The sequence below is a fragment of the Corallococcus sp. CA049B genome, assembly GCF_003611685.1.
Lineage (GTDB): Bacteria > Myxococcota > Myxococcia > Myxococcales > Myxococcaceae > Corallococcus > Corallococcus coralloides.
The window spans coordinates 1-19330 of the sequence record NZ_RAWC01000003.1; the positions used below are offsets into that span (position 1 = coordinate 1).

Sequence of the window (19330 nt, forward strand, 5' to 3'; positions counted from 1 at the left end):
GTGTACGAGCGCTCCAAGCACCTGGGAGGGCGGGCGAGGACGACGGAGGTGGAGGGCTTCCGCTTCAACCTGGGTCCGCATGCCCTGTACCGGGCGGGCGCGGCGTATCGGGTGCTGGAGCGCCTGGGCGTGAGGCCCGCGGGAGGCATTCCGAATCAGACAGGCTCCCATGCGCTGGTCGGCGGCCGGCTGCACACGCTGCCTCGGGGCGCCGTGACGCTGATGACGACGGACGTGCTGTCGCTCGCCTCGAAGCTGGAGGTGGCGAAGCTGCTGGCGGGGCTGGCCCGCATCGACACGCAGCCGTTGGGGGCCATGCCGATGCGGGAGTGGCTGGAGACGCACCTGACGCGCAAGGACAGCCGGGCGCTCGTCGGGGCGCTGATCCGCGTGTCTTCGTACTGCGCGGACTTCGAAGCGCTCAGCGCGGAGGCGGGGCTGAAGCAGCTCCAGTGCGCGACCGCCGCGAACGTGCTGTACGTGGACGGAGGCTGGAGCACGTTGGTGGACGCGGTGGAGCGGCTGGGGCGCGAGGCGGGGGCCCGGCCGGAGCTGTCCGCGCGAGTGGAAGCCGTTGTCCTCCAGGAAGGGGGCAAGCGGGTCGAGGGCGTGCGGCTCGCGGACGGCACGGTGCACCGCGCGGACGCGGTGGTGATGGCGGGGAGCCCCGCGGACGTGGCGGCGCTCATGCCGGGGGACGCGGTGCTCGCGCAAGAGGCGCGGGAGGCGGTGCCCATCCATGCGGCGACGCTGGAGCTGGGACTGTCGGCCCTGCCGAGACCGGATGCGCTGTTCGCGCTGGGACTGGATGGGCCCTGGTACGCGTCGGTGCATTCGGCCTCCGCGAAGCTGGCCCCGGAAGGGGGCGCGATGGTGCACGTGGCGAAGTACCTGGGTGGCGCGGACACGGAGGCGAGCGAGGCGGCGCTGGAAGTCGTGATGGACGCGCTCCAGCCGGGATGGCGCGCGAAGGTGGTGGCGCGGCGCTACCGGCCCTCGCTCACCGTCAGCGCCGGGCTGCCCCGTGCCGTGAACGGCGGACTGACCGGCCGCCCCGCAGTGGAGGTGCCGCACGTGGGCGGACTGTTCCGCGTGGGCGACTGGGTGGGCGCGGAGGGCATGCTCGCGGACGCATCCCTGGCGAGCGCCGAGGCCGTGGAGCAAGCCCTGGTGCGACGCACCGCAACATCCCAGCGCCGCGCGGCGGCAACTTGAGGCGGATGGGCGTACAGGCCAGGCGCCCCTCCCGGCGGCGCAGAGCGAGAACCTGTCGGACAGTCGGACAAGTTGGGACGACCGTGACCGGGGCCCTCGGCGCTGGCTTCAGGAAACGGGAACTTGTCGGACTGTCGGACAGGTTTTGGGGGACCAGGCGAGCCCTGGGGCGACCCCGAATGGCGGAGACCTGTCGGACTGTCGGACAAGTTGGGAGGACCGCGGCAGGCCCCCCGCGCTGCCCCGCGCAGTTGGAAAACTTGTCGGACAGTCGGACAGGTTGGGCGGACCGTGACCGGGGCCCTCGGCGCTGGCTCCAGGAAACGGGAACTTGTCGGACTGTCGGACATGTTGAGGGGCCTTGGTGGGGCTCCCAGTCGCTGGCCGCGGACCTTGGAAACTTGTCCGACAGTCGGACAGGTTGGGGGGCCTTGGTGGGGCTCCCGAGCGCTGGCCGCGGACCTTGGAAACTTGTCCGACAGTCGGACAGGTTTGGCCCGGTCCGGGCCCGGAGGGGCTCGGCGTGGAGTCTGAGGGGCTTGGGGTACCAGGCCTTGCGGTGCTCCAGTGAGGCTCTTGGATTGTGGGAACGTGAGGGTTTGAACCGGATGGACTCACAGGCGCGAGGAGCACTGGGGCAGGCCGCACGCGAGCACGAGCGCTTCCTCTGGGGGCTCTGCTACCGGATGACCGGCGTGGCGGCGGACGCGGACGACCTGGTGCAGGACGTCTATGCGCGCGCGCTCGCGACGCCTCCGGAGCGCCTGGACACCCTGCGCCCCTGGTTGACCCGCGTGGCGGTGAACCTGGCCCGGGACCACCTGCGACGGCGCCGCCGAGAGGGCTACGTCGGTCCCTGGCTGCCTTCTCCGGTGGAGACCGGCGACGAGGAGGTCCTACCCGCTGTGGAGGCAAGGCTTCCGGACGGTGGCTCGACAGAGGGACGTTACGAACTGCTGGAGAGCGTGTCCTTCGCCTTCCTCCTGGCGCTGGAAGCCCTTTCACCCAAGCAGCGGGCGGTGCTGCTGCTGCGCGATGTCTTTGATTACTCGGTGCTGGAAGTGGCCGAGGCGCTGCGCATGAGCGAAGCGAACGTAAAGGTCGTGCACCACCGCGCGCGGGCCGCGATGGCCGCGTATGACCAAGCACGCTGTGTGCCAACGCGCGACGTGCAGGCTCGCACGCGGGCCTCGCTGGAGGCCTTCCTGGGGGCGCTGGTGACGGGAGACGTGGCCGCCGCGGAGGCGCTGCTGGCCTCGGATGTGCGCGCCCTGTCGGATGGGGGCGGAAAGGTGCGCGCGGCCCTGGTGCCCATCGTGGGACCCCAGCGCGTCATCCTCTTCCTGCGCCGGTTGATGGAGATGCGGGGCCCGCCCGTGGCGTGGGAGGAGAGGATGCTCAATGGCCTGCCCGCCGTGGTGGCAGTGTTCAATCCGGGGGCGGATCCGATGCTGGCCCTGCACATGGTGCTTCGCGTGGACCTGGACTCCCGCGGACGCATCCATGCGCTGCATTCCGTGTTGGTGGACCGGAAGCTCATGGGGGTGCGCATGCCCGTGCCGTAGTGAGACGGACTTCGTGGAGAGAGGGCCCTGATGAAACTTTCACAGCGCGCATCCGTTTGAGCGCACTCCCCCGCGGCGGGAAACGTGCGGATCTCGACCCTCCTGCGCAACGAGACGTCGCTGTCGCCTGGCACGACGAACGCGCAGGGCTTCTGGACGTACACGCAGCTCGGGACGGTGCAGGACAACTCCCGTCCGAGCGCGGCGCTCCGTCCCCCGGATGGCGTGCGGCATGTCTGCTACCAACGGGACGGCAAGGTGACCTTCCAGTGGGCCGGTCCACCTCCGGACTGCCCCAAGGGGTGAAGCCCCTGTCCAAGCGCTCCCTCCGTCACCAGTTCCCTGGTGACGGACAGGGCGTGCGAACGGGGGGACGTGCATGGCAGGGCGGGGGGACGACTCACCAGCGGGGGGCGAGCCATCCCTGTTCGCCCGGCTGGCGGTGGGCGTGTTCCGGCACCGGAGTTGGGTGCTGGTGGGCACGCTGCTGCTCCTCGCCGCGGCGGTGTGGGCGCTGCTCCGGGGCGGACACCTCACCACCGGCACCATCGAGGGCATCGAATCCGCGAGGGCCGAAGCGCTCGCGCGTGGCGCCGCCGCGGGGTCGAACGACCAGACCCTGGCGGTCATCTTCCACCACGACGAATGGGCCACGGACGAGCCGCGCTTCGCCCAGGCGGTGACGTCCGTGCTGTCGCGCGTGGAGCGGCTGCCGGAGGTCGCGTCGGTGGTGTCACCCATCGGGTCGCCCGAGGCCTTCCGCGCCCGCTTCGTGGCGAGGACGGGCCACGACCTCCTGGCGCTGGTGCGGCTCAAGGGCGGCGAGCGCGAGGCCACCGCCGCGTTCCCCGCCGTGCGCGCGGCGCTGGAGAACCCGGACCTCCGGACGACGCTCACCGGCAAGGTGGCCTTCCTGGCCGCGCTCAATGAATTGCTGGAGCACGACCTGCTGCGCGCGGAGCTGCTGTCCTTCCCGCTGGCGCTGGTGGTCCTGCTGTGGGTGTTCCGCACGGTGGTGGCGGCGATGCTGCCCCTGGTGGTGGGCGGCCTGGCGGTGCTCTGCGGCGTGGCGGGCGTGATGCTCCTGTCGCACGCCACGAACATGGCCCAGTACACGCTCAACGTCGTGTCGCTCATCGGGCTGGGCGTGGCCATCGACTACTCGCTCTTCATCGTGAGCCGCTTCCGCTCCGAGCTCGCGCTGGGCCTCTCCACGGAGCAAGCACTGACGCGCACGCTGGACACCGCCGGGCGCGCGGTGGCGTTCTCGGGGCTGGCCGTCACGGTGGGGCTGGGCGGCCTGCTCTTCTTCCGCGGCTCATACCTGAGCGCCATGGGGCTGGGCGGCGCCCTGGTGGTGGCCTTCGCGGTCCTCTTCGCGCTCACCGTGCTGCCCGCGCTCCTCGCCTGGCTGGGGCCCCGGGTGGACCGGGGACGGTTGCCCTTCGCCCGGAAGGAGGGCCGCGGCGGGGCCTGGCACGCGCTGGCCACCTGGGTGATGCGGCATCCCTGGTGGGTGCTGTTGCCCACGCTGACGCTGCTCCTGGCCATGGGGCTGCCATTCCGGCGGCTGCAACTGGCGGCCACGGACATCACCGCGCTGCCGGAGGGCACCGAGGCGCGCCAGGGCGCGGAGACGCTGGCCCGCCTGTTCCCCCGCGAGGCCGCCACGCGCGTCCTGGTGGCAGTGGAGTTCCCAGGGGGCAGTCCCCTCAAGCCGGAGCGCGCGGGCGCCCTCTACGACGCCAGCCGCCGGGTGGCTTCGATGCCCGGCGTGGTCGGCGTGGAGAGCGCGGTGGACCTGGGCCCCGGCATGGACCGGGCGACCGTCCAGCGGATGGCCGCGGCGCCCCCCCAACTCCTTCCACCGGAGCTCCAGGCCGCGCGGGCCGCGTACGTCACCGGCAACGTGGCCGTGATGCAGGTGCTGACGTCCTCGGCGCCCAGCAGCCTGGAGGCGCGCAACCTGGTCCGCGCGCTGCGCGAGGACCGCGCGGTGGGCGATGGCCGGTGGCTGGTGGGCGGGCAGACCGCGACGGACGTGGACGCGGCGGCCTTCGTGAAGGAGCACACGCCCGCGGCGGTGGGGTTCGTGATGGGGATGACGTGCATCGTCCTCTTCGTGCTCCTGCGCTCCGTGGTGCTGCCCTTGAAGGCGCTCCTGATGAACCTGCTGTCGCTGGCGGGTTCGTTCGGCGCCCTGGTGTGGATCTTCCAGGAGGGACACCTGCACCGGCTGCTGCGCTTCGAACCCGGGCCCATTGAACCGTCGCTGCCCATCCTCTTGTTCTGCGCGCTGTTCGGCCTGTCCATGGACTACGAGGTGCTGCTGCTCAGCCGCATCCGCGAGGAGTATCTGCGCACGGGTGACAACACCCACGCGGTGGCCGAGGGCCTGGAGCGGACCGGCGGCCTCATCACCAGCGCGGCGGCCATCATGGTGGCCGTGTTCGCGGCGTTCACGCTGGCGTCGGTGGTGGTGGTGAAGGCGATGGGACTGGGCATGGCCATCGCGGTCGCGCTGGATGCGACGCTGGTCCGGGTGCTCATCGTCCCCGCGATGATGCGCCTGATGGGGGACTTCAACTGGTGGGGGCCCGGCCACTGGAGGCGCTCGCATCCACGGCCGCAAGGGACGGAGGTGCGGCCATGAGCGCGCGGAGCCTCGCATGGACGGCGGCGGCGCTGGGCGTGCTCGCGCACGGACACCGGGAGCTGATGGCCGGCCTGCGGCGGCGTCAGGCTCCACCCGTGAAGCGCTTCGAGCCGCCCTCGGTGACGGTCATCCGGCCCATCCGGGGCCTGGACGTGGACGCGCGAGAGAACGTGCGCGCGCTGCTGGACCTGGACTATCCCGGCGAGTGGGAGGTGCTCTTCGTCTTCGACAGCGAGGACGACCCGGCGTTCCTCCCCACCCGCGAGGAGGCGGCCACCTGGCCGACGCGCGCGAAGCGGGTGGAGCTGATGGTCGCGGGCGAGCCACCGGAGGGGATGACGGGCAAGCTCAACGCGATGCAGGTGGGCGTGGCCCGCTCCCGGTGCCAGCTGCTGGCCTTCAGCGATTCGGACACGCGCCCCTCGCCCGGGGTGCTCACGGCGCTGGTGGGCGCGCTGTTGGAGGATGGCGGGACAGGCGCCACGTTCGCGCCCATCTACGCGGCGGCGGACGCGCCCCTCGCGGGCGACGTGGGCTACGGGCTGCTGGTGAACGCGTGGTACGGCGCGTCGGTCGCGTGCACCGCGGAGCCGGATGGCGCGCTGCCCTTCATCATGGGGCAGTTGATGGTGTTCCGTCGCCAGGCGCTGGAGGCCATCGGGGGCGTGGGCTGCGCCGCCGGGCAGTTCGTGGATGACATGTACCTGGGACGCCGGCTGTACCTGTCCGGGTGGAAGAACCGCGTCGTCCACGTGCCCCTGCGCGTCGTCACGGGACGCCTGGGGCTGGGCGCCTTCCTGCGCATCTTCCGGCGGTGGATCCTCTTCTCGGAGGCGGGCATCCCCGGCACCTTCGCGCGGCCCCACTGGGTGCGGGGCGCGGTGAGCTGGCTGTCGTGGGGCGCGCTGGTGACGGCGGTGGCGCGGAGGGCCTGGGGCCCGGCGCTCCTGTCGGCGGCGCCCATCGGCTTCTCCGTGTGGAGCCAGCTGCGGCTCCAGCGGGCCTGTCACGGGCCCCAGGTCGCGCCCCGGCACTACTGGGTGCCGGCGGTCCTGCCGCTCCTGGGGGCCGGCGTGGCCGTGTCCGCGCGGCTGTCTCGCGAGGTGGACTGGCGCGGCCGGGGCTACCGGTTGGATGCGAAGGCGCGCCTGGGTGAAGCCCAGCCCGCCCGGGCCAGCGTGTAGACGGGACGGCGGACGCGACGATGCAGCCAGCTCCCCACCTGTTCCACCGCGCTCGCCACGGTGCCTCGCAAGGGCGGCCCGGCCGAGCGCAACAGCGGCGCGGCGGACCGCAGGCTGCCCCCGGGGCCGTTGGGCGAGAGCATCGCGGCGAAGGCATGCGCGACGACGCGCAGGTACTCGCGGGCCATCACCCGCATGCGGGGCTCCTCGGAGGACAGCAGGGCCATGGAGGCGCGCGCGCCGCCGGGGCTGTGCTCCCAGTAGTGCAACAGGCCCATGCGCAGCGCGTGCATGCCCTCGTCCTGCCGGGCGAAGGCGCTGTAGAGCGCGGAGGCGAGCGCGACGCGGGTGCGCTGCGCGGGCCGTCGCGCGTGCGCGTAGTGCTCCAGCGCGCGGGCGACGTGGCCCGGGTGGCGCTCCAGCGACTCCTGGAGGGCGCGGGCATCGTGGAAGCACGACGCCATGCCGCTGGCCGTGAGCGGGTGGCAGCACGCGGCGGCGTCGCCCACGAGCACGGCGCTCCCCATCCAGACGGTCTCCGCCAGCCAGTCGTCGTTGGAGGCCATGCGCACCGCGGGCCGCTGCTCCAGCGCCTGCAAGACGGCCTCCCTCAGCCGCGAGGGCAGGGCGAGCAGCAACTCCGGTTGTTCCTTCAGCGTCTGGGCCGTGCTGCCCAGGGGCAGGTCCACCATCACGCGCGCCACGCCGGGCTGGATGGTGTACGCCAGCGCGTGCACGGCGCCGCCCACGAACTGGTGGCCGTATTCCGGGTGGGTGAGGCAGGCGCTGTCCACCGTCACGCCCAGCATGGTGGACAGGCGCTGGTGGTGCTCGGCGATGCCCAGCATCCGGCGCACGGGCGACGCGCGTCCGTCCGCGGCCACCAGCAGCCGGGCGTGCACGGTGTGCTCGGTGCCCGCGTGCGAATAGCGCAGGCGCACGCCGCGCTCGCAGTTGTGCTCCACGGCCGTCACGCGGGCCCGGGTGTGCACGGTGACGCCGCGCCGCCGCGACACCGACTCCTGCAGGGGAAGGGTCAGCGCGGCGTGCTCCAGCGACAGCCCCGTGACACCGCGACCGTAGGGCAGGACGAGCGTGCGGGCGGGGGCATGGAAGCGCACCGCGAAGCCCTTCACGGGGTGGGCCGCCCAGCCATCCACGACGTCCCCGAAGCCCAGCGCGCGCAGGTCCCGCACCCCGGGCGGGTGGAGCAGCTCGCCCGCGAGCTGCTTGTGCCGGTCCACGCCCGCGTCCAGCAGCAGCACGGACCACCCCAGATCGGAGAGCGCCGCCGCCACCGCGCAGCCCGCGGGCCCGCCCCCGGCTATCACCACCTCGGTGTCCCCCACGTCGCCCCCGCTCGGTTCGCAGACACCATGTCTGGCATTGACGACTTATCCATTGATGCGCGGCGCCGCACGCGGAGGAGGCAGGCATGAAAGTGCAGGTTGCATCATTCTGTCGCACCCAATTGCCCCGGGTCTCCCGGACCTTCGCGCTCAACATCCCGCTGTTGCCCGAGCCCCTGGACCTGGCGGTGACGGTGGCCTACCTGCTGTGCCGCATCGCGGACACGCTGGAGGACGAGGCCCCGGGGGCGCTTCACGGTGCATTGCTCGACGAGCTGGGGGCCCTGGTGTCGCTGGAACCGGGCTGGGAGGCCCGTGCCCGCTCCTTCGCGCGAAGGGCGCGGCTCGCCCTGCGGGACGAGGTGCCACCCGCGGAGGCCGAGCTGATTTCAGAGACACCGGCCGTGCTCGAAACCCTGGCCTCGCTCCCCTCCTGGGTCCACCCGCCCATCGCGCGATGCGTGCGGACGATGACCGGCGGCATGAATCAGATACAGCGGATGCATGGAGGGAGCGGGCAGGTCATGGGGCTGCCCGACCTCCAGGCGACGTTCATGTATTGCTATTACGTGGCGGGCGTCGTCGGCGAGATGCTGACCGGCCTCTTCGTCGCCAGCTCACCCCGGGTCGCCTGGCGTGAGGAGCGGCTCCTGTCGCGGGCGCCTGCCTTTGGCCGGGCGCTGCAGCTCACCAACATCCTCAAGGACGTGCGCGAGGACCTGGACCGCGGCAGCTGCTGGCTGCCCAGGGACCGCATGGCCGCGCAGGGCCTCACGCCCGCCACGTTGGCCCTGCCTTCGCTCCGAGCGAACGCCGTGGCGCTGATGGATGAGCTGGTGGCGGTGGCGCGCCGGGAGCTGGACGTCGCGCTCGAATACTCGCTGGCGCTGCCCGTGGATGAGCCCGGCCTGCGGCTGTTCTGCCTCTATCCGCTCTTCTTCGCGGCCGCGACGCTCGACGCCTTGGAGGGCAACCCCGCGGTGTTCGAACCCGAGCCGGTGAAGATTCCCCGGGAGACGGTGGCGACGCTGATGCGGCTCACGCAGGAGCGGGTGGGCTCGGATGAGGCGCTGCGGGCGCTCTACGCCAGCTGTTCTCGGGCATCCCGGAGCGGCGCGGAGGCCTGGAGTTGATGCGGCGGGCCCGCGACATGCTGGCTGGGACGCAGGCGGCGGACGGCTCCTGGAAGGGGGACTACAGCGGTCCCTTGTTCCTGGGCCCGGTGTACGTGGCCGGGCTGTACGTGATGGGGCGCGCGCCGGAGGTGTCCGTCCGCGACGGCCTGGTCGCCCACATGCGCGCGCACCAAAACCCGGATGGCGGCTGGGGGCTGGACGTGGAGTCGCCCAGCCTCGTCTTCACCTCGGTGCTCAACTACGTCGCGCAGCGGCTGCTGGGCGTCGGCGCGGACGACCCGGGGCTGGTCCGCGCGAGGGCGTGGTTCCTTCCCCGAGGAGGCCCGTTGGGCAGCGCGTCCTGGGGGAAGTTCATCCTCGCCCTGCTGGGGCTCTACGAATACGAGGGCCTCGCGCCCGTGCCTCCCGAGCTCTGGCTGTTGCCGCGAGGGCTGCCGTTCCATCCCTCGCGGCTCTGGTGCCACTGCCGCATGGTGTACCTGCCCATGGGCTGGCTCTATGGCCGCCGGGTCCGCGCCCCGGAGACACCGCTGTTGGCCGAGCTGCGGCGCGAGCTGTACCCCCAACCCTACGCGGACGTGGACTGGAAGGCGGCGCGCGGGCGCGTGGCGGGCACGGACGCCTACAGCCCCCACGGTCTGGGATTGCGCGCCGTGCACCGCGTGCTGGGTGTGTATGAGCGGTTCCATTCGAGGCGGCTGCGGGAGCGCGCGCTGGAGGAGTCCCTGGCGTTGATTCGCGGCGAGGATGAAGCGACGCACTTCGTCTGCATCGGGCCCATCAACAAGGTGCTCGACCTGGTGGTGTGGCACGTGGCGCGGCCGGACGGCCCGGAGGTGCGGGCCCACCTGGAGCGCCTGCCGGACTACCTCCAGCAGACGCAGGAGGGCGTCGCGGTCAACGGCTACAACTCCTCGCAGCTCTGGGACACCGCCTTCGCGGTGCAGGCGCTGGTGGCCTCCGGAGAGTCCCCCTGGGCTCGGGACACGCTGGCGCGCGCGGGCCGCTTCCTGGAGGCGCAGCAGGTGCTGGAGGATTCACCCGACGCCGCCAGACACCACCGGCACCCGAGCCGGGGAGGGTGGCCCTTCAGCACGCGCGCGCACGGCTGGCCCATCAGTGATTGCACGGCGGAGGCGCTGAAGGCGTGTCTGTTGTTGGAGCCGCTCGGGCTCAATCGCGTGCCTCGCGAGCGGCTGGCGCAGGCCGTGGCCTTCATCCTGTCCTTGCAGAACCGGGACGGCGGCTGGGCCACCTACGAGCGGCAGCGGGGGCCGCGCTGGCTGGAGCGGTTCAATCCCTCGGATGTCTTCGCCGGCATCATGGTGGACCCCAGCTACGTGGAGTGCACGTCGGCCTGCATCCAGGCGCTGGCCGCGTGGCGCGAGGCCTTCGCGGATGCCCCGGTGGGCCACGCCATCGCGCGGGGCGCGGACTTCCTGCGCCGCCAGCAGCGTCCGGACGGCGGCTGGGAGGGCTCCTGGGGCGTGTGCTTCAGCTATGGCACGTGGTTCGGCGTCACAGGCCTGGTGGCCTCGGGCGCGGGGACCGGAGACCCCGCCCTGCGCAGGGCCGTCACGTTCCTGAAGGCCCACCAGCGAGAGGACGGGGCCTGGAGCGAAACCATCCAGGCCTGCCGTGAGCGCCGCTGGGTGGAGGGGCGCACCGGCCACGCGGTGATGACGTCCTGGGCCGTGCTGTCCCTGGTGGCCGCGGGCGAGGCGAACGCGGAGGCCACGCGCCGGGGCGTGGCGTGGCTGCGCTCAACACAGGACGCCGAGGGCCAGTGGCCACCAGAGCCCCTGGCCGGCGTGTTCAGCCGCACCTGCGCCATCCACTACGACGCCTACCTGCGCATCTTCCCGCTGTGGGCGCTGTCGCTCGCGGAGCGACAGGCCAGAGACTTCAAGGCGCGCGAAGGCTCAGCGACCCCAGGTAGTCCGCCTTGCCCAGGTTGACGCCGTTGTGACGCAGGAGCGCGTAGGCGTGGGTGACGTGGAAGTAGAAGTTGGGGACCGCGTTCTCCAGGAAGTAGTCCGCGCCGCTCATCACCTGCCCCTCCCACCGGGGGTGGGTGACGGTGCGCCCGGCGGCGCCCTCGAAGTCCTTCGCCGTGAACGTGTCCAGGTACGCGATGGTGGACCGGACGCGGGCGCCGAGCTCCTCCAGCGTCTGCTCCGTGTCCGGGTTCGACGGCGCGGCCTTGCCTGACAAGCGCGAGGCCGCGAGCTTCACGGCGTCACAGCCGATCTGCACCTGCCGCACGAACGGGAGCTGATCCGGCGCCAGCCGGAAGTTCAGGTAGAGGTTCGGGTCGAAGGACTTCGCCTTGGCATGGGCCGCGGCCGTCTCCAACCACTTGCCCAACTGCCCCAGCTGCTTCTTCATCTGCGTAAAGGTCTCGAAGTACATGGGCGCGCAAGCTAACGGGACAGCCATTGGCGCGCGAGCCAATCGCAAGGGCGTCTGGAGCCACGAATCCAGACGCCCTGCGTCACCCCCAAGCCTCCGGCTCAGGCCTTGAAGGTCATCAAGGGCCGCAGCCGGGCCACCTCCCGGACGATGTCGGCGTCCACCTGGGAGGCCACCACCGGGCCAATGGGCTTGTAGGCGGCGGGGGCCTCCTCGATGCGGCGCTCGGCCCTGAGCGCGATGCAGTCCACCCCCGTCAGCCCCAGGTCCTCCTCCCGGTGCTTCGCGCCGCCCCGTGACATGGAGAAGCGCGAGTGCGCCCGCCCCGCCCCATGCGAGGCCGACGCCAGGGCCCTCGCGTTGCCCAGGCCCCGCATCAGGTACGACGTGGCGCCCATGGAGCCGGGGATGATGACCGGCTGGTCTTCTTCCGCGGGGCAGGCCCCCTTGCGCGCCAGCCAGCCGCCTTCCCAGGGCAGGGTGATGTTGTGGGGCACGTCGTAGACGAGCGGCGCCTCCACGTCCCCGAACAGCTCCCGCAGCGTCTGCCGCACCAGCTCCGCGAGCAGCAGCCGGTTGAGGAAGGCGTAGTTGGCGGCCGTGGCCTCCGCCTTCAGGTACTCGCGCACCTTCGCCGGGTCCGCGAGCGGGAAGATGCCGCTCGCCGGGTGCGGGGCCCCCGAGGGCCACGCGGCGCGCGCCCGCTCCTGCCAGGTGCGCCCCACGTGCTTGCCCATGTCCCGCGAACCGGAGTGCACCATGAACGCGAGCTGCCCCTCCCGCACGCCCCAGGCCCAGGCCCGCGCCCGGTCCACCACGGCCTCCACCCGCTGCACCTCCACGAAGTGGTTGCCTCCGCCAATGGTGGCCAGGCCCGGGTCGCGCACCACGCCCTCCCGCCGCAGCCCGGTGGGCGCCCAGGCCGGGTCGCCCTCCAAAGCCCCGCCCAGATGGACGCGGCCGGACTCGCGGTGAAGCTGGCCCAGGTCCATCCGGCCCGCCATGCCCAGGGGCTGGCCCTCCGTCTCCAGGAGCCAGCCGGGCAGGCCGTCCCGCAGCAGCGCCTCCAGGGCGCGCGAGCCCTGGGCGACGTCCCGCGTGCCGAAGAAATAGTGCCCCTTCATCCGCTCGACGAAGGCGTCGCGGCGGGCGAGGAAGGCGTCCACGGGGATGTCCGCGACATGCAGGCGCATGCCGCAGTTGATGTCCGTGCCCACGGCGCCGGGGACCACCAGGCCCTCCGTGTGGACCACCGACCCGATGGCCACCCCGGAGTCACCCGGGTGGAAGTCCGGCGTCGCGCGCACCTGCTTCACGCGGCCGCCGTCGGGGTGATGGAGCGCGGCGAGCGCCGCGAGCTGCTGGAGCGCCTTGCCCTCCACCGGCAGGTCCGGCGGAAGGAGGACCTCGGCGGGGGGCGCATGGGGATCCGCCTGGAGGCGGACCGTGTAGACACGACCGTCGTAGGCAACGTCGAGCCCCTCGCGGGCAAGTGCCCGCAGGAGCCGGTTCAGTTTCGGCTGCATGACCTTCTCGGAATCTGACCCGGGCGGATGCGCGGCCCGGGGGACGTGAGCGATGGGTTCGAGACCTCGGGTCAGCAGCCGCGGTCGGGACGCCGGAGCGTCCGCGACCCCCTGGACGATCCAACACACCTCACCTGACGGACTCGCGAAAATGCCCGCTCCAGTCGAGGATGGGCCCATGGACGTGTCGAAGCAGGGGAACGGAGCGGTGTCATGACGGTGGCGGTCCTACGGGCCCAGGCCCCAGAGTTCGATGTGGCGTCCGTCCTGGACCGCTTCCCGGAGTGCCACCCGGATGCCGTCTGGCTCCAGGGGGAGCAGCACCAGCGCCAGGGGAGGCACTCGACCTCTGGCTTCAACCTCACCCTGGTGGAGGACGGCGAGGGCACGCTGCACGGCCCCGTCGCCGCCGCCCGCAGGCAGCTGGAGGTGCTGGCCCCCCTGCTCGCGGAGCTGCGCCAGCAGGCCGTGCCCTGCGTCGTGGACTTCGGGCTGTTCGTCGGCACCGCGCGGCACTTCACCAGCTCCATCCACTTCCCTCCGGATGACGTCCGGTGGTTCGCGGACCAGGGAATCGCCGTGGCCGTCTCCGCCTATCCGACCGCCGAGGAGGAGTCGGAGGACTCCTCGGGCAACCTCCAATGAGCGCGAAGCCCGCCCCGCGCTGGGACCCGGAGGCCGTACCGACCTTCTGGATCAACCACGCGTCCCGCCTGCTGATGCGCCACTTCGAGCAGCGGCTGCGGCCGCTCGAGTTCGGGATGGCGTATCTGCCGGTGGTCATCGCGCTGGAGGAGCACGGGCCGCTCTTGCAGAAGCAGCTCGCGGAGTTCGCCCACGTCGAGCAGCCCACCATGGCCGCGCTCCTCACGCGCATGGAGCGCGACGGGCTCATCGCGCGTCATCCCCACCCGGACGACAAGCGCGCGAGCCGGATCTCGCTCTCGGCCAAGGCCCGGGAGCGCCTGCCCCAGGCGAAGGCGCGGCTGGAGGACGTCGCGGAGCAGGCGACCGCGGGCTTCAGCGACCGCGAGCGCGCCACGTTCATGTCGCTCCTGCGCCGGGTGGTGGACAACCTGGAGCCGGCGTCCGGGGATTGAGGGCCATCCACTCCCAGCACGTCAGAGGGGTCTTGTAGGGTGCGCGCCCCTCCGGGAGATCTCCTTCCGGCATGGCACAAGGTCGAGGCCTCTTGAACCGCTCCTCCTTCCTGATGCGCGCGCTGCGCACCGGCACTTTCTGTCTCGTGGGCGCCAGCTCGCTGATGACCGCCTGTGACTCCAACGATGATCCCCCCGTCGACCCGACCCCGGTGGACCGGTCGCCGCGCACGCTGACCGTGCTGCAGACCAGCGACCTGCACACCAACATCTTCCCGTGGGACTACTTCACCGGGAAGCCGGACGCGAAGCGCGGCCTCTCCAAGGTGGCCACGCTCATCAAGCAGGAGCGCGCGAAGAACCCGGACTGCACGCTGCTCGTGGACACGGGTGACACCATCCAGGGCTCGCCGCTCGGCACCTACTACGCCCAGGTGGACAACGCGTCCAAGCACCCCATGGCCGCCGCCATGAACGAGCTGGGCTACGCCGCCATGGCCATGGGCAACCACGAGTTCAACTACGGCCAGGACGTCCTCAACAAGTTCAAGGGCGAGGCGAACTTCCCCCTCCTGGGCGCCAACGTGCGCAAGAGCTCGGACGGCTCCGAGGCCTTCACCCCGTACATCATCACCACCGTGTGCGACGTGAAGGTCGGCATCCTCGGCCTGGTGACGCCGGGCGTGGCGACGTGGGAGCGCAAGGACAACATCACCGGGCTGCGCTTCGATGAACCGCTGGAGGTCGCGAAGACCTACGTGCCGATGATGAAGCAGGCCGGCGCGGACGTGGTGGTGGTGGCCATCCACGGCGGCCCGGACAAGCAGCCGACGGGCAGCGCGACCAGCCCCGAGTCGTGGCTCGCGGACTACTCGGACGCCACGAAGTGGGCGGACCGCGGCAACCTCACCGCTGAGAACCAGGCCGTGCAGATCGCCCAGCAGGTGGCGGACGTGGACGTGCTCCTCACCGGCCACACCCACCAGCCCATCCCGAAGATGCTGCTGAAGCAGCAGGATGGCCGCGAGGTCCTCCTCACCCAGCCCAACCGCTGGGGCAGCCACCTGGCCGACGTGCAGCTCAACGTCACCTGGAACGGCGAGCGCTGGGGCGTGGACGCGCACGACTCGAAGCTCCACGCGGTGGACGAGACGGTGGCGGAGGACGCCAACGTCAAGCAGCTCACCCAGGCCGCCCACGACACCACGGTGGCCTACGTGAACCAGAAGATTGGCAGCACCACCGCGGCCTTCACGGGCGGCTTCCCCGGCCGCTACGTGGACAGCGCCCTGGCGGACCTGCTCAACATCGTGCAGGAGGAGGCCGCGAAGGAGGCCGGCTTCCCCGTGGACCTGTCCGCGACCGCCCTGTTCTCCAATGACGTCGCGCTGCCGGCGGGGGACGTCACCCTGCGGGACGCCTACAGCGTCTACATCTACGACAACACGCTGTACGTGATGGAGATCACCGGCTCCATCCTCCGGCGCGCGCTGGAGATGAACACGCTGTACTTCAAGCAGCTGGACGCGGCGAACCTGCCCGCGAAGCCCGCGGACGCGAAGGCCACCACGCCCGTGGTCGCGGACTACAACTGGGACCTCTACTCGCACATCGAATACGGCTACGACCTGACGAAGCCCGCGGGCTCCCGGCTCACGCACCTGCGCTTCAAGGGTGAGGACGTGAAGGACGAGCAGCTCTTCCGCATCGCCGTGAACAACTACCGCGGCGGTGGCGGAGGCGGGTACAGCATGTTCAAGGAAGGCCGCATGCTGTGGTCCTCCGCGGACGGGGTGCGGGACTACGTCGCGCGCTACATGCAGGAGCACCAGAACCTGTCGCCGGACGCGGTGAACACCTGCAACTTCACGCTCGCGCCGGACCTCTACGCGCATTACTTCCAGGCCACGCTCGGCCCGGCGAAGTGCGCGCCCGTCGTGCAGTGACGTAAGCGACACAGGGACGCCCGGTGGACAGCCCTCTTCCCTTGAGGGCACGTCCCACCGGGCCTCCCGCGTCCCTACGTTGCCCGCGATGGCCGACCCACGCGCGGAAGAGACGTTCCAGAAGAGCCTCCACCCGCTGACGCCGGACGGCGCCTCGCCCCGGGACGACGAGGGCTAGCACCCGGCGTCCCCTTCCGCGCGAGGTCCGCATGTCCATCCGCCGCCTGCGCAGGTTCCTCCGCGAGCCCCACTGGCTGCTCCTGGGCGGTCTTATCGTCATGGGGGGCGCGCTCGGCATCGCGCTCGCCCGCGTGCAGACGGACGCCGCGCCGGCCCTGCTCGGGCATGCCTGGCCCGGGGACGTCGACGACACCCGGGGCGCCCTGGGGGCGCTGCTCGGGTTGCAGATCACCATCCTCACCATCGTCCTGTCCCTGAACGCGCCGGTCATCCAGTCCGCGGCGAACCAGTATTCGTCACGGCTGGTCCCCATCTATTTGAAGAGCGCGCCGCTCCGCCGCGCCATTCCCTTCTTCGTCCTCTCCATCAGCTACATCCTCACGGCCATCCGGGAGCTGGGCGTCATCGAGGACGCCGGCGTCAGGCCCCGGCCCGTCCTGTCGGGAGCCATCATCCTGGTGCTGGTGGCGCTCTGCGTGCTCATCGTCTTCCTGGCCCGCACCTTCCGCTTCCTGCGGGTGGAGCGCGTGCTGGGGCTCGTGCAGGACCTGATTGTCTCCGCGACGGAGCGCCGCATCCAGGCCCGCCTGAAGCGGCTCCCGCTGGACCCGGCGGCGGTCCTCCGGCTGCCGGCGGATGCCACCTCGCTGCTGGCTGCTTCGTCGGGCTACCTCGCGGACGTCGACCTCCAGGACCTCACGCGGCACGCCCGGAAGTGGGGCGTGCGGGTCCGCATCTGCATCACCGTGGGTGAGTACATCGACCAGGAGGACGTCATCGGTTGGGTGGTGGCGGACGGAGGGGGGCCCGTGGACGCCCACGTGCTCCACGACCTCGCCGCCACGTTGAGCATCCAGTCGGCGCGCGAGCCAGACTGCGACCCCGCCCTGGGGCTGCGCATCCTCGTCGACGTCGCGAACCGGGCCCTGTCCTCGTCAGCGAACGACCCGTACACGGCGCGGCAGGCGCTCCATCAGATCCGCTCCGTGATGCGCCGGCTGGCGGGCCTGCCCCTGGGGGACTGGAACGTCGTGGACCCGGATGGCCGGGCGCGCGTGTCACTGGTGGCCATGCGGCTGCGCGACTACCTCTTCCTCGCCGTGGATGGCCCGCTCCATTACGCGGAGGGCGACCCGGAGGTGCTGGAGGAGGTGCTCCAGATTGCCCTCACCGTGGGCCTGCTCGCGCGCGACGCCCAGGACCGCGCCGCGGCACACGCGCTGCTCGCGCGCGTGCTCGCGGACGTCCAGGGCTCCACGGAGAAGGACCGCTTCCACCGCCTGCTCGCCCAGGCGGAGCGCGTCCGGGCCTCCTTCCAGGGCGAGCGCCGGACGCGCATTGAACGGGGCCGCGCGGACTGGCTTCCGGACTGAAGCGCCAACTCTCAGTGGCGGGTTTCGCGGGTGGGCTTGAAGCCCATGAGGAAGTCGATGAGCAGGCGGGCGCCGTAACCCGTGGCGCCCTTGCTGCGCCACGCGTTGTCGCGCTCGGCTTGCGCCGTCCCCGCCATGTCGATGTGCGCCCAGGGCAGCCCGTCCACGAACTCCTCCAGGAAGAGGCCCGCGGTGATGGCTCCGGCGTTGTCGCCGCCGACGTTCTTCATGTCCGCCACCTCCGACTCCAGCTCCTGCCGCAGGCGCCGGTCCAGCGGGAGCTGCCACACGGTGTCTCCGGTGCGCTCCCCCGACTCCTTCACCTGCTCCACCAGGGATGGGTCGTTGCCCATGACCCCCGCGCTCAGCACGCCCAGCGCGCGCTGACACGCCCCGGTGAGCGTGGCGAGGTCCACGATGGCGTCGGGCCTGGGCGACTGCTCGGTGGCCAGGACGAGCGCGTCCGACATCACCAGGCGGCCCTCCGCGTCGGTGTTGATGACCTCCACCGTCTTGCCGCCGCGCACCGTCAGCACGTCCCCCAGCTTCATGGCGGTGCCGGAGGGCATGTTGTCGGTGCACATCAGGTACGCCGTCACCGCCGTCCTGCAGCCCAGGGACTTCAGCGTCGTCATCGCCGCGAGGATGGCGCCCGCGCCGGACATGTCGCCCTTCATCGTCGCGTGGACCAGGTCGTTCGGCTTCAGGCCCAGGCCGCCCGAGTCGAACATGATGCCCTTGCCGACCAGCGAGACGCGGCCCAGGGGCTGGACGGCTTCTCCCCGGCTGCCTTGGGGCGTGTACGTCAGCTTGATCATCCGCGGAGGCTCCGCGCTGCCGGCGTTGACGCCCAGCAGGCCTCCGCAGCCGAGCCTGGCCAGGGCCTCGCCGTCGAAGATCTCGACCTCCAGGCCGCAGCGCCTGGCCACGGACTCGGCCACCTCCGCCAGCCGTGCGGCGGTCAGCAGGGTGGCGGGGGAGTTGGCGAGGTCGCGCGCGAACGCAGTCGCGCGGGCGTGGATGCCTCCGCGCGCCATTCCCTGCTCGACCTCCTCTGTGTTCCCGGAACCCGGGACGAGCGTCAGGGTTTCGAGCGGCGGCTCCTGCTCCGAGTGCCGCTTGTAGGGCCGGTAGCGGTAGCGGGCGAGCAGGACGCCTTCGGTCAGGGCCTGCGCGGCGAGGTCCACCGGGACGCTCCCGGTGTCCGGGACCTGGAGCGCCACGCGCTTCTGTTTCCCCACGGTCCGCGCGAACGCGGCGGCGGCATCCCGGAGCTTGCCTGCATCCAGCTGGGCCTTCGCTCCCAGGCCGACGGCGACCAGCGGCGGGCCCTCCTTGCGGGGGATGAGCAGCGTCTGACCGGCCTTGCCTTCGAAGCCCGCCGCCTTCAGGACCGCGCGGTCGAGGCCGGGGGCCTTCACCTCTTCGTCCGCTCCCACGAACGTGCCGACGCAACCGGCGTCGGTGGGGATGGTGGCTGCTACGGCGAGCTTCGTCTCCTCCGGGGGTTCAATGGAGGGTGCGGGGTGGAACTCGGCCTGCGCGCGTGAATGAAACGAGGTCAACATGGAAGCCTCCTGAGGGAGGAACTGGCCACGGCGCCAGGAGGGTGCAACATCCAGAAGCTCACTCGCCCCTGCCTCCGGGAGCGGTTTGCCGGCGGATGGGAGGTGTGGATGTTCCGCCAC

At 71.6% G+C, this 19330-nt stretch carries 15 protein-coding genes; 11 read left to right on the forward strand and 4 right to left on the reverse strand.

The features are described 5' to 3' along the window. From D7W82_RS01005 to D7W82_RS01025, 5 genes are all read left to right on the forward strand, one after another. Nucleotides 1–1215, forward strand: a 1215-nt coding sequence (locus tag D7W82_RS01005) for an NAD(P)/FAD-dependent oxidoreductase (RefSeq protein ID WP_120616510.1), incomplete at its 5' end; no start/stop codon positions are given. A gap of 608 nt (nt 1216–1823) precedes the next feature. Next, nucleotides 1824–2780 carry a sigma-70 family RNA polymerase sigma factor gene (locus D7W82_RS01010; RefSeq protein WP_120616511.1) on the forward strand — a complete coding sequence of 319 codons (957 nt, stop codon included), beginning with the start codon at nt 1824–1826 and terminating at the stop codon, nt 2778–2780. Between the two features lie 84 nt (nt 2781–2864). Beyond that, nucleotides 2865–3086, forward strand: coding sequence for a hypothetical protein (locus D7W82_RS01015; protein ID WP_120616512.1), 222 nt, complete (start codon nt 2865–2867; stop codon nt 3084–3086). A 73-nt stretch (nt 3087–3159) separates the two neighbouring features. Further along, nucleotides 3160–5433: an MMPL family transporter gene (locus D7W82_RS01020; RefSeq protein WP_120616513.1), complete on the forward strand. Its 2274-nt coding sequence runs from the start codon at nt 3160–3162 to the stop codon at nt 5431–5433. Next, nucleotides 5430–6620, forward strand: a complete 1191-nt coding sequence (locus D7W82_RS01025; protein WP_120616514.1) for a glycosyltransferase family 2 protein — start codon at nt 5430–5432, stop codon at nt 6618–6620. Before D7W82_RS01020 ends, D7W82_RS01025 begins: the two co-directional genes overlap by 4 nt. On the opposite strand, the gene D7W82_RS01030 is transcribed toward D7W82_RS01025, so the two are convergent. Continuing rightward, nucleotides 6560–7969 (reverse strand): NAD(P)/FAD-dependent oxidoreductase, encoded by a 1410-nt coding sequence (locus D7W82_RS01030; RefSeq protein WP_120616515.1) that lies wholly within the window; start codon nt 7967–7969, stop codon nt 6560–6562. The genes D7W82_RS01025 and D7W82_RS01030 overlap by 61 nt on opposite strands. Before the next feature lie 86 nt (nt 7970–8055). Here D7W82_RS01030 and D7W82_RS01035 point away from each other — a divergent pair, with 86 nt between their 5' ends. Then, complete coding sequence (locus D7W82_RS01035) at nt 8056–9102, forward strand: phytoene/squalene synthase family protein (RefSeq protein ID WP_120616516.1); 1047 nt, start codon at nt 8056–8058, stop codon at nt 9100–9102. Continuing rightward, nucleotides 9102–11063 (forward strand): 2,3-oxidosqualene cyclase, encoded by a 1962-nt coding sequence (locus D7W82_RS01040; protein WP_120616517.1) that lies wholly within the window; start codon nt 9102–9104, stop codon nt 11061–11063. The genes D7W82_RS01035 and D7W82_RS01040 overlap by 1 nt, the downstream gene beginning before the upstream one ends. On the opposite strand, the gene D7W82_RS01045 is transcribed toward D7W82_RS01040, so the two are convergent. Together D7W82_RS01045 and D7W82_RS01050 are read right to left on the reverse strand one after the other, a co-directional pair. Beyond that, the gene (locus tag D7W82_RS01045; protein ID WP_120616518.1) at nt 11011–11517 is read right to left on the reverse strand and encodes a DUF1993 family protein; all 507 of its coding nucleotides are present in this window, start codon (nt 11515–11517) and stop codon (nt 11011–11013) included. The two genes, D7W82_RS01040 and D7W82_RS01045, sit on opposite strands and share 53 nt — an antisense overlap. 101 nt (nt 11518–11618) lie before the next feature. Beyond that, on the reverse strand, nt 11619–13043 hold the full coding sequence (locus tag D7W82_RS01050) for an RtcB family protein (protein ID WP_120616519.1): 1425 nt from the start codon (nt 13041–13043) through the stop codon (nt 11619–11621). Between the two features lie 213 nt (nt 13044–13256). Here D7W82_RS01050 and D7W82_RS01055 point away from each other — a divergent pair, with 213 nt between their 5' ends. The 4 genes from D7W82_RS01055 to D7W82_RS01070 all read left to right on the forward strand — a co-directional run bounded on the left by D7W82_RS01055 (nt 13257) and on the right by D7W82_RS01070 (nt 17642). Next, the gene (locus D7W82_RS01055; RefSeq protein WP_120616520.1) at nt 13257–13688 is read left to right on the forward strand and encodes a hypothetical protein; all 432 of its coding nucleotides are present in this window, start codon (nt 13257–13259) and stop codon (nt 13686–13688) included. Then, nucleotides 13685–14143 carry a MarR family winged helix-turn-helix transcriptional regulator gene (locus tag D7W82_RS01060; RefSeq protein ID WP_120616521.1) on the forward strand — a complete coding sequence of 153 codons (459 nt, stop codon included), beginning with the start codon at nt 13685–13687 and terminating at the stop codon, nt 14141–14143. Before D7W82_RS01055 ends, D7W82_RS01060 begins: the two co-directional genes overlap by 4 nt. 71 nt (nt 14144–14214) lie before the next feature. Further along, the gene (locus D7W82_RS01065) at nt 14215–16089 is read left to right on the forward strand and encodes a bifunctional UDP-sugar hydrolase/5'-nucleotidase (protein ID WP_233587216.1); all 1875 of its coding nucleotides are present in this window, start codon (nt 14215–14217) and stop codon (nt 16087–16089) included. Between the two features lie 209 nt (nt 16090–16298). Further along, a complete protein-coding gene (locus tag D7W82_RS01070) occupies nt 16299–17642 on the forward strand; it encodes a DUF2254 domain-containing protein (RefSeq protein WP_120616522.1) in 1344 nt (447 codons plus the stop codon). An 11-nt stretch (nt 17643–17653) separates the two neighbouring features. Here the strand turns inward: D7W82_RS01070 and D7W82_RS01075 are convergent, their stop codons facing one another. Next, the gene (locus tag D7W82_RS01075; protein ID WP_120616523.1) at nt 17654–19210 is read right to left on the reverse strand and encodes a leucyl aminopeptidase; all 1557 of its coding nucleotides are present in this window, start codon (nt 19208–19210) and stop codon (nt 17654–17656) included. Between the last annotated feature and the right edge of the window lie 120 nt (nt 19211–19330).

Bases quoted from the DNA above. Each gene is read 5' to 3' on its own strand.
- D7W82_RS01010 (WP_120616511.1), top strand. From the start codon at position 1,824: ATGGACTCACAGGCGCGAGGAGCACTGGGGCAGGCCGCACGCGAGCAC.
- D7W82_RS01020 (WP_120616513.1), top strand. From the start codon at position 3,160: ATGGCAGGGCGGGGGGACGACTCACCAGCGGGGGGCGAGCCATCCCTG.
- D7W82_RS01025 (WP_120616514.1), top strand. From the start codon at position 5,430: ATGAGCGCGCGGAGCCTCGCATGGACGGCGGCGGCGCTGGGCGTGCTC.
- D7W82_RS01035 (WP_120616516.1), top strand. From the start codon at position 8,056: ATGAAAGTGCAGGTTGCATCATTCTGTCGCACCCAATTGCCCCGGGTC.
- D7W82_RS01040 (WP_120616517.1), top strand. From the start codon at position 9,102: ATGCGGCGGGCCCGCGACATGCTGGCTGGGACGCAGGCGGCGGACGGC.
- D7W82_RS01045 (WP_120616518.1), bottom strand. From the start codon at position 11,517: ATGTACTTCGAGACCTTTACGCAGATGAAGAAGCAGCTGGGGCAGTTG.
- D7W82_RS01050 (WP_120616519.1), bottom strand. From the start codon at position 13,043: ATGCAGCCGAAACTGAACCGGCTCCTGCGGGCACTTGCCCGCGAGGGG.
- D7W82_RS01055 (WP_120616520.1), top strand. From the start codon at position 13,257: ATGACGGTGGCGGTCCTACGGGCCCAGGCCCCAGAGTTCGATGTGGCG.
- D7W82_RS01060 (WP_120616521.1), top strand. From the start codon at position 13,685: ATGAGCGCGAAGCCCGCCCCGCGCTGGGACCCGGAGGCCGTACCGACC.
- D7W82_RS01065 (WP_233587216.1), top strand. From the start codon at position 14,215: ATGGCACAAGGTCGAGGCCTCTTGAACCGCTCCTCCTTCCTGATGCGC.
- D7W82_RS01070 (WP_120616522.1), top strand. From the start codon at position 16,299: ATGTCCATCCGCCGCCTGCGCAGGTTCCTCCGCGAGCCCCACTGGCTG.
- D7W82_RS01075 (WP_120616523.1), bottom strand. From the start codon at position 19,210: ATGTTGACCTCGTTTCATTCACGCGCGCAGGCCGAGTTCCACCCCGCA.